The sequence below is a fragment of the Pseudokineococcus marinus genome (assembly GCF_013004605.1).
GTDB classification, from domain to species: Bacteria; Actinomycetota; Actinomycetes; order Actinomycetales; family Quadrisphaeraceae; genus Pseudokineococcus; species Pseudokineococcus marinus.
In genome coordinates, this window is sequence record NZ_JABEMA010000112.1 from 1 (window position 1) to 9,404 (window position 9,404).

At 76.0% G+C, this 9,404-nt stretch carries 7 protein-coding genes and 1 pseudogene; 5 read left to right on the top strand and 3 right to left on the bottom strand.

Features of this window, described 5'->3' with window-relative positions; all coding sequences use genetic code 11:
- Positions 1–253, bottom strand: a pseudogene (locus HLB09_RS08965) (hypothetical protein); the annotation flags it as partial.
- A 10-nt stretch (positions 254–263) separates the two neighbouring features.
- Positions 264–1,634: a glutamine synthetase family protein gene (locus HLB09_RS08970; RefSeq protein WP_171203048.1), complete on the bottom strand. Its 1,371-nt coding sequence runs from the start codon at positions 1,632–1,634 to the stop codon at positions 264–266.
- Positions 1,635–2,010: 376 nt separating this feature from the next.
- Between HLB09_RS08970 and HLB09_RS08975 the strand changes: the two genes are divergently transcribed.
- On the top strand, positions 2,011–3,663 hold the full coding sequence (locus tag HLB09_RS08975; RefSeq protein WP_212770807.1) for an MFS transporter: 1,653 nt from the start codon (positions 2,011–2,013) through the stop codon (positions 3,661–3,663).
- A 13-nt stretch (positions 3,664–3,676) separates the two neighbouring features.
- Here the strand turns inward: HLB09_RS08975 and ppk2 are convergent, their stop codons facing one another.
- On the bottom strand, positions 3,677–4,528 hold the full coding sequence (gene ppk2, locus HLB09_RS08980) for a polyphosphate kinase 2 (protein WP_171203053.1): 852 nt from the start codon (positions 4,526–4,528) through the stop codon (positions 3,677–3,679).
- 186 nt (positions 4,529–4,714) lie between these two features.
- Between ppk2 and HLB09_RS08985 the strand changes: the two genes are divergently transcribed.
- From HLB09_RS08985 to HLB09_RS09000, 4 genes are all read left to right on the top strand, one after another.
- Positions 4,715–6,526 (top strand): NAD+ synthase, encoded by a 1,812-nt coding sequence (locus HLB09_RS08985; RefSeq protein ID WP_171203049.1) that lies wholly within the window; start codon positions 4,715–4,717, stop codon positions 6,524–6,526.
- Positions 6,505–7,398, top strand: coding sequence for a 3-methyl-2-oxobutanoate hydroxymethyltransferase (panB, locus tag HLB09_RS08990; protein WP_281359331.1), 894 nt, complete (start codon positions 6,505–6,507; stop codon positions 7,396–7,398). The genes HLB09_RS08985 and panB overlap by 22 nt, the downstream gene beginning before the upstream one ends.
- Before the next feature lie 84 nt (positions 7,399–7,482).
- A complete protein-coding gene (locus HLB09_RS08995; protein WP_171203047.1) occupies positions 7,483–7,998 on the top strand; it encodes a hypothetical protein in 516 nt (171 codons plus the stop codon).
- Positions 7,988–9,404, top strand: a 1,417-nt coding sequence (locus HLB09_RS09000; protein ID WP_171203051.1) for a sensor histidine kinase, incomplete at its 3' end; no start/stop codon positions are given. The genes HLB09_RS08995 and HLB09_RS09000, both read left to right, overlap by 11 nt.

Below are 9,404 nucleotides of genomic sequence, written 5' to 3' on the forward strand. Positions count from 1 at the left end.
GGACGACGAGCGCGTCGTGGCCGCCGTGGCGACGGCCGGGGCCCCGCCGGCCCAGCGAGGACGGCAGCGGCTGCCCGAGGTCGGGGCGGACGACGTCGACGACCGCGCCCTCCCCCACCAGCGCGTCGCCGAGCACCGCGGGCGGGCACACGTCCTCGTGCTGGACGACGAGCACCCGCAGCGGCTCGCCCCCGCCCGACCCCTCGCGCTCGGTGCCGTGGTGCTCCACGCCGGCCCCCTCGCCGCCCGTCACGTCGTCGACCTCAGAGCCAGGACAGGAAGCGGCGGAGCTCGAACGGCGTCACCTGCGCCCGGTAGTCGACCCACTCGGCGCGCTTGTTGCGCAGCACGTGCTCGAACATGCTCTCCCCCAGCGTCTCCGCGACGAGCTCGCTGCCCTCGGTGAGCGAGATCGCGTGGTCGAGGCTGGCCGGGAGCTGGCCGATGCCCATCGCTCGCCGCTCGGCCCCGGACAGCAGCGCCACGTCCTCGTCGACGCCCTCGGCGAGCGGGTACTCCTCCTCGACGCCCTTGAGGCCGGCCGCCAGCAGGACGGCGTACGCCAGGTAGGGGTTGGCCGCCGCGTCGATGCCTCGGTGCTCCACGCGCGCCGACTGCGCCTTGCCGGGCTTGTACATCGGCACCCGCACGAGCCCCGAGCGGTTGTTGTGCCCCCACGCGATGTCCGAGGGCGCCTCGGACCCGCCCCACAGCCGCTTGTAGCTGTTGACGAACTGGCTCGTGATGAGCGTCGTCTCGGGCGCGTGCCGCAGGAGGCCGGCGATGAAGTGGCGCGCCGTCGCGCTGAGCTCGTACTTGGCGCCGGGCTCGTGGAAGGCGTTGCGGTCGCCCTCGAAGAGGGACAGGTGCGTGTGCATGCCGCTGCCCGGCTGGTCGGCCAGGGGCTTCGGCATGAAGGAGGCGTAGACGCCCTGCTGCAGCGCCACCTCCTTGACGACGGTGCGGAACGTCATGACGTTGTCGGCGGTCGTCAGCGCGTCGGCGTACCGCAGGTCGATCTCGTTCTGCCCGGGGCCGGCCTCGTGGTGGCTGAACTCCACCGAGATGCCCATGGCCTCGAGCATCGCGATGGCCGCCCGCCGGAAGTCGTGCGTCGCGCCCCCCGCCACGTGGTCGAAGTAGCCCATGGTGTCGACGGGGACCGGCGGGTGCACCGGGTCCGTCCGACCGTCGCCCACGCTGTCCGCGGGCGTGCCCCGGAAGAGGTAGAACTCGATCTCGGGGTGCGTGTAGAAGGTGAAGCCCTTCTCCGCCGCCCGCGACAGGGTGCGCTTGAGCACGTTGCGGGAGTCCGCGAGCGCCGGCTCGCCGTCGGGCGTGAGGACGTCGCAGAACATGCGCGCGGTGCCCGCGCTGCCGCCGTCGCCGCGCCACGGGAGCACCTGGAAGGTCGACGGGTCGGGCCGGGCGATCATGTCGGCCTCCGACCGCCGCGCCAGGCCCTCGATCGAGCTGCCGTCGAAGCCGATGCCCTCGGAGAAGGCGCCCTCGAGCTCCGCGGGCGCGATGGCCACCGACTTCAGGCCGCCCAGCACGTCGCTGAACCACAGCCGGACGAAGCGGATGTCGCGCTCCTCGATCGACCGGAGCACGAACTCCTGCTGGCGGTCCATCCGTCCCCATCCCTTCGCCGGTGCCGGGCCGCGCTCGCCCCTCGGGCGCGGCGACCCGTGCGGGCGGGCCACCGGCCGCCGGGCCTGGTCCTGCGGACCTCGTCCCGGCGACGTGCGCGGTGCGCCCGCGGGCGCGGCGCCCATCCTGCCAGCGGCGCGCCCCGGAGACCCGGCAGCCCGCGGCCCCGTCGCCCATGACCTCGCAGCCCGTGACCCCGCGACCCGTGGCCCCGCGACCCGTGGCCCGGCGACCCGTGACCTCGTAGCCCGGGACCCGCCAGCCCGTCCTCCACCAGCCAGTCCTCCGCCAGCCCGTCCTCCGGCGGCCCCGTGCTCCCGAGGGGTGGAGTCGCGTGCCCCGGCATACCGTCCCGGCGTGACGAGCACTCCCCGGCAGTCCCCGCAGGCGCACCCCGAGCCCGGCGACGGCATCGACGAGAGCCGCACCCCGCGTCCTCGCGGCGGAGAGTGCGACGGCCGGGGACGCGAGCAGGGGGACGCGTCGGGCCAGGACCCGCGCCGCTGGAAGGCGCTGGCGGTCTGCCTCGTGTCGGGCTTCATGACGCTGCTCGACGTCTCGATCATCAACGTCGCCCTCCCCTCGATCAGCCAGGACCTGGGCGCCAGCGGCAGCGACCTGCAGTGGGTGCTGTCCGGCTACGCGCTGGCCTTCGGCCTCGTGCTCGTCCCGGCGGGACGGCTCGGCGACGCGCACGGGCGCCGGAGGGTCTTCGTCGCGGGGCTCGCGACCTTCACCCTGGCGAGCCTCGCGTGCGGACTGGCGCCCTCCCCCGGCTGGCTGCTCGCCTTCCGCCTGCTGCAGGGGGTCGGCGGCGGCCTCCTGCAGCCCCAGGTGGCGGCCTTCATCCAGTCGCTGTTCTCCGGGCCGGAGCGCGGGCGGGCCTTCGGCCTCCTCGGCACGAGCATCGGCCTGTCGACGGCGGTGGGCCCCCTCCTCGGCGGGACGATCCTCTCGCTCGACCCCGACCCGTCGTCCTGGCGCCTCGTCTTCTTCGTCAACATCCCCATCGGCGTCGCGGGCGTCGTCCTGGCGATGCGGTGGCTCCCGGCCGGTCGCCCGGCGGACGACGGCGGGCGCCGACCGCAGGTCGACGTCGTCGGCGTCGCGCTGCTCGCCCTGACCCTCACCGCGCTGCTCCTCCCCCTCCTCGAGCAGCCGTCCGCGGTCGCCTGGGCGGCCCTGTGGGTCGGGTCGGCGGCGCTGGCCGTGGCCTTCGTGCGCTGGGAGCGGCGGCGCGGGCGCGCCGGGCGCGACGCCGTCGTCGACCTCGCGCTCTTCCGCGAGAGCCGGTACCGCAACGGCGTGCTCGTGGGCCTCGTCTACTTCACCGGCTTCACGACGATCTTCTTCGTCCTGTCGATCTACCTCCAGGACGGCCTCGGCATGTCACCCCTCGAGGCCGGCCTGACCCAGACGCCGTTCGCCGTCGGCGGCGCCATCACCCCCGTCATCGCCGGGCGCGCCGTCTCGCGGCTCGGCCGCCGCCTCGTCGTCGGCGGGCTGGCGGCGGTGGCCGTCGGCCTCCTCGGGGTGCTCGCCGTCGTGGCCACCCTGTCGGGCTCCCTCGAGCCCTGGCAGCTGGGCCTCGCCCTCGTCGTCCCGCTCCTCGTCGGCGGCGCGGGCAGCGGCGTGGTCATCTCCCCCAACACGACGCTGACCCTGTCGGTCGTGGACCCGAAGAGCTCGGGCTCGGCCAGCGGGGTCCTGCAGACGAGCCAGCGCATCGGCTCCTCCGTGGGCATCGCCCTCGTCGGCGCCGTCTACTTCGGCGTCGTCGCGGCCTCCGGCGGCGGTGGCGGTGGCGGCGACGCGCAGGACTACGGGCGGGCCCTGTCGGCCAGCCTGCTCGTGGCCGTGGCGCTCGTCCTCCTGGCCCTCGTGCCCGCTGTCGCCGACCTGCGCGCCGAGCGGCGCGAGCAGCGGGCCGACGGCGGCGACGACGGCGGGGAGCGCGGCGACGACAGCGCCGACGCGGGGCGGGCGAGCCGCACGAGCGAGCGCTCCTGACCGCTCCCCCGCCTCAGGGGCGGCGGTCCACCTCGAGGATGCTGCGCGCCCGGACGACGAGGCGAGGGTCGGGCTCCCCCACGACGGAGGTGTCCTTGTCGTCGTAGTCGAACCGGGACAGCACCACCCGCATGGCCTCGAGCCGGGCGCGCTTCTTGTCGTTGGTGCTGACGACGACCCAGCGGGCGTAGGGGCGGTCCGTGCGGGCGAACATCGCCTCCTTCGCCTCCGTGTAGTCGTCCCAGCGGTCGAGGCTCTCGAGGTCCATCGGGCTGAGCTTCCACTGCCGGACCGGGTCGATCTGCCGGATGAGGAAGCGGGTGCGCTGCTCAGCCCGCGTCACGGAGAACCAGAACTTCACGAGGTGGACGCCGTCCTCGACGAGCATCTGCTCGAAGAGCGGCACCTGCGCCATGAAGCGGTCGTACTCGCTCGGCGTCGCGAAGCCCATGACCCGCTCGACACCGGCCCGCGTGTACCAGGACCGGTCGAAGAAGACCATCTCGCCCGCGGCCGGCAGGTGGGCGACGTAGCGCTGGAAGTACCACTGCGTCGACTCGCGGTCGGTCGGCTTCTCGAGCGCGACCACGCGGGCGCCCCGCGGGTTGAGGTGCTCGGTGAAGCGCTTGAGCGTGCCGCCCTTGCCGGCCGCGTCGCGTCCCTCGCAGAGGACGACCAGCCGCTCCCCCGTGCTCTTGACCCAGCGCTGCAGCTTGAGGAGCTCGATCTGCAGGCGCCGCTTCTCGACGGCGTACTCCTCCCGGGGCATGCGGGTGTCGTAGGGGTAGCCCTCCCTCCACGTGTCCACACGACGGCCGTCGGCGTCGACGAGCTCCGGCTCGTCCTCGTCGTCGACGACCGTCATGCCCGGGGGGACCTCCAGGGACCTCGCCGCGCCCACGGCACCCTCCTCGCTCTCGCCCCGGCCGCGGGTCCGCCGGCGGCGGGAGCTCGAGGGTCGTGAGGGCCCACCGTGGCGGGGCGAGGACGGTCGCGCGATCCGGGGCCCGCGGGCCCCGGACCCCCGGGTCGCCGTGGCTACGCTCGCGGCATGCCCTCCCTGCGCCTCGCCCTGGCCCAGGTCGACACCACCGTGGGCGACCTCGACGGCAACGCGGCGCTCGTCCGGCGCGCGGCCGCCGAGGCCGCGGCCGCGGGCGCCGACCTCCTCGTCCTGCCCGAGCTGGCGCTCACCGGGTACCCGGTGGAGGACCTGGCGCTGCGGCGCTCGTTCGTCGACGCCTCCCGCGCCGCGGTCGGGCGCCTCGCCGAGGACCTCGCCGCGGACGGGCTCGGCGACCTGCCCGTCCTCGTCGGCTACGTCGACCGCGCCTCGGGCCCCGTCGCCGAGGGCGTCAGCGCGGCCGGGCGCGGCCAGCGGGAGGGCGGGGGCGAGGAGTCCGCCGGCAGCGAGAGCGGCGCCACGGGCGTGCCGAAGGGCCTGCCGCAGAACTGCGCCGCGCTGCTCCACGGCGGCCGGCAGGTCGGCCGGTACGCCAAGCACCACCTGCCGAACTACGGCGTCTTCGACGAGTTCCGGATCTTCGTGCCCGGCCGCGACCTCCTCGTCGCCCGCGTGCGCGGCGTCGACGTCGCCGTCGCCGTCTGCGAGGACCTCTGGCAGGAGGGCGGCCCCGTCGCGGCCGCCCGCGAGGCCGACGCCGAGCTCCTCGTCGTCCTCAACGCCTCCCCCTTCGAGCGCGCCAAGGACGACACCCGCCTGGCGCTGTGCCGGCGGCGCGCCCACGAGGCGGAGGCCGTCCTCGCCTACGTCAACAGCGTCGGCGGGCAGGACGACCTCGTCTTCGACGGCGGCTCCGTCGTCGTGGCCCCGGACGGCGAGGTGCTCGCCCGCGGCGAGGCCTTCGCCGAGCAGCTCCTCGTCGTCGACCTCGACCTCCCGGAGGGCGACCCGAGCCCGCCCGACGTCGAGCGGGTGCAGCGCGTCGTCGTCTCGCAGGAGCCCGCGCCCGCGCGCGAGCCCGTGCCCGCGCCCCTCGCGGAGCCGCTCGAGGACATGGCGGAGCTGTGGGCCGCGCTCGTGCTCGGCCTCGGCGACTACGTCCGCAAGAACGGCTTCCGCCAGGTCCTGCTCGGGCTCTCCGGCGGCATCGACTCGGCGGTCTGCGCCGCCCTCGCCGTCGACGCCCTGGGCGCGGAGGGCGTGGTGGGGATCTCCATGCCGAGCGCGTACTCGACCGAGCACTCGCGCAGCGACGCCGACGACCTCGCCGAGCGCCTCGGGATCGACTACCGCGTGCACCCCGTCGCACCGATGGTCGAGGCCTTCCTCGCGAACGTGCCGATGAGCGGCGTCGCCGAGGAGAACCTGCAGGCGCGGGTGCGCGGCACCCTGCTCATGGGCGTCTCGAACTCCGAGGGCCAGCTCGTCCTGACGACGTCGAACAAGAGCGAGCTGTCGGTCGGCTACTCGACGATCTACGGCGACTCGGTCGGCGGGTACGCGCCGCTCAAGGACGTCGCCAAGACCGACGTGTGGCGACTCGCCCGCTGGCGCGACGCCGACGCCCGGGCCCGCGGGGAGCGGGAGCCCATCCCGGAGGCCTCCATCACCAAGGCCCCGTCGGCCGAGCTGCGCCCCGACCAGACTGACCAGGACTCCCTGCCCGAGTACGACGTCCTCGACGCGCTGCTCGAGGACTACGTGGTGCGCGCCATGGGCCGCTCGGAGCTCCTCGAGGCGGGCCACGCCCTCGAGGACGTGGAGAAGGTCGTCGGCCTCGTCGACCGCGCCGAGTGGAAGCGGCGCCAGGGCGCCCCCGGCCCGAAGACGACCGCCGTCGCCTTCGGGCGCGACCGCCGCCTGCCCATCACGACGCACTGGCGCGAGGAGGACGAGTGAGCGAGCAGCCGGCGCCCTACGGCTCACCGCCGACGACGCCCGGCGGACCCCCGGCGGCGCCCGCCCGCACGCCCCGCGTCGTCCGGACGACGACCCTGCAGGGGTGGAAGGCCGAGGGCCGCCGCTGGGCGATGCTCACCGCCTACGACGCGCTCACCGCCTCCGCGCTCGACGACGCGGGCGTGCCCGTGCTGCTCGTCGGCGACTCGGCGGGCACGACCGTGCTCGGGCAGACGTCGACCCTCGCCGTCACGGTCGAGGAGATGCTCGTGCTCACGCGCGCCGTCGTGCGCGGGACGGCGCGGGCGCTCGTCGTCGCGGACCTGCCCTTCGGCAGCTACCAGGAGGGGCCCGCGCAGGCGCTGGCGACCGGTGTGCGCATGCTCAAGGAGGGCGGCGCCGCGGCGGTCAAGCTCGAGGGCGGCGCCGCCGTCGCCCCGTCGGTGCGCGCGCTCGTCGACGCCGGGGTGCCCGTCATGGGCCACGTCGGCTTCACCCCGCAGTCCGAGCACGCCCTGGGCGGCTACCGCGTCCAGGGCCGCGGCGACGACGCCGACCGCCTCCTCGCGGACGCGCTGGCGCTGCAGGACGCCGGCGCCTTCGCCGTCGTCGTCGAGATGGTGCCCTCCGCGGTCGCCGAGCGGCTGGCCCGCGAGCTGGCCGTGCCCGTGGTCGGCATCGGCGCCGGGCCCGGGGCGGACGCCCAGGTCCTCGTCGTCACCGACATGGCCGGGCTCGGGGGCGGCCGCACGCCGCGCTTCGTCAAGCGCTACGCCGACCTGCGGGGCGAGCTGGGCCGTGCCGCGGCGGCCTTCGCGGCGGACGTCGAGGACGGCTCCTTCCCCGCGGCGGAGCACGAGTTCACCGACTGACGACCGGCACGACCGGCCCGCGCGTGAGAGGTCTCTCATCCGTCTCTCACGCTCCCGGGCGCACCGGGCGGTCACACTCGCCGCATGAGAAGGCGCCTCCTCCTGCCGGTGCTGGCGGTCGCCACGGCCCTCGGCGCCGGCGTCGCCATCGCCCAGGTCGTCCCGGGCACCTCGGCGCCCCCCGCCCTCGGCGGCCCTGTGGTGGTCGGCGAGGAGCCCGCGGGCGCGGTCCAGCCCACCACCGCGCCCACCACCGCGCCCACCACCCCGGCAGCCTCCCCCGCGCCGACGCCCTCGCCCGACCCGTCGGCGCCGGACGACGGGTCGGGGCCGGACGACGGGTCGGGGCCGGACGGCGGCTCGGGGCCGGACGGCGGACCCGAGCCGTCGCCCGCCCCCGCTCCCGACCCGGCCCCCGACCCGGCTCCGGGCTCCGCCGAGGAGGCCCCGGTCGTCGTGCCCCCGGCCGCCCCGGTCGAGTACGACGACGACCACGGGGACGACCACGGGGACGACGACGCGGACGACGACGGGGACGACGACGGGGACGACGACCACGGGGACGACGACCACGGGGACGACGACGGCGATGACCGCTGAGCCGCGCAGGCGCCTGCCGGCCCCCGGGGTCGCCGCCCGGCTCGTGATCGCGGTCGTCACGGCGGCGGCGGCGGGCATGCTCGTCGCCGGCGTCGTCGCGCTGTGGGTCCAGGAGCGCGTCGTCGAGCGACGGGTCGACGCGTCGCTGGCGCAGGAGGTCGAGGAGCTGAGAGCCCTCGCCGCCGCCCGCCCCGGCTCCACCCAGCCGTACGCGGACGTCGAGCAGCTCCTCCGGGACGTCCTGCAGCAGAACGTGCCCGACTCGGGCGAGGGCGTCATGGTCCTCCTCGACGGCAGCGTGCCGTTCGTGCCGGGCGGCGAGCGCACCCTGCGCCCGGAGGAGCTCCCCGAGCTGCGCGAGCGCGTGGAGGGGCTGGCCGCGACCGACGACCCGGTGCTCGGCTCGGTCGTCGCCGACGTCGGCGGGACGCCCACGGACCTGCGCTACGTCGCCGTCCCGGTGACGGTGCCCGGCGACCCGCGCGCGGGCGTCCTCGTCACGGCGACGGACGTGGACGCGGCCCGCGCGCAGGTGCGCAGCGGTGCCACCGCCTACCTGCTCGCCTCCCTCGCGGCCCTCGCCCTCGTCGCCCTCGTCGGGTCCGCCGTCGCGGGACGCCTGCTGCGGCCCCTGCAGCTGCTCTCGGACACGGCGCGCCGGCTCACCGAGGAGGACCTGTCGCAGCGCATCCCCGTGCGCGGGCACGACGAGGTCTCCGCGCTGACCCGCACCGTCAACGGGATGCTCGAGCGCCTCGAGCGCGCCTTCACCGGGCAGCGCCAGCTGCTCGACGACGTGGGCCACGAGCTGCGGACGCCCCTCACCGTGGTGCGCGGCCACGTCGAGCTCATGGACCCCGACGACCCGGCGGACGTCCGGGAGACGCGCGACCTCGCGCTGGACGAGCTGGACCGCATGCACCGCCTCGTCGACGACCTCGTCCTCCTGGCGCAGTCCCAGCGCCCCGACTTCCTGCGCTGGGGCGTCGTCGACGTCGACCTCGTCGTCGAGCGCACGCTCGGGCGCGTCCGGGCCCTCGGCGACCGGCGGTGGCGCCTCGACGCCACGAGCGGCACGACCGTCGACGGCGACGCGCAGCGGCTGGTGCAGGCCCTCATGCAGCTGACGTCGAACGCCGTGCGGCACACCGGCCCCGACGACGAGGTCGCGCTCGGGTCCGCCGTGGAGGGCGACGTCGTCCGGCTGTGGGTGCGCGACACGGGGCCGGGCGTCGCCGAGGCCGACAAGGAGCGCATCTTCGCCCGCGCCCAGCAGGGGCAGGCGCTGGCCCCGCGCCCCGCGGCCCGCGACGGCGAGGGCGTCGGCGCGGCGCACGAGGGCTCGGGGCTCGGCCTCGCCATCGTCACCGCCATCGCCGACGCCCACGGCGGCCGCGTCACCCTCA

Coding starts and splice junctions, on each gene's coding strand:
- ppk2 (WP_171203053.1), bottom strand. CDS start 4,528: ATGACGGTCGTCGACGACGAGGACGAGCCGGAGCTCGTCGACGCCGAC.
- HLB09_RS08995 (WP_171203047.1), top strand. CDS start 7,483: ATGAGAAGGCGCCTCCTCCTGCCGGTGCTGGCGGTCGCCACGGCCCTC.
- HLB09_RS08970 (WP_171203048.1), bottom strand. CDS start 1,634: ATGGACCGCCAGCAGGAGTTCGTGCTCCGGTCGATCGAGGAGCGCGAC.
- HLB09_RS08985 (WP_171203049.1), top strand. CDS start 4,715: ATGCCCTCCCTGCGCCTCGCCCTGGCCCAGGTCGACACCACCGTGGGC.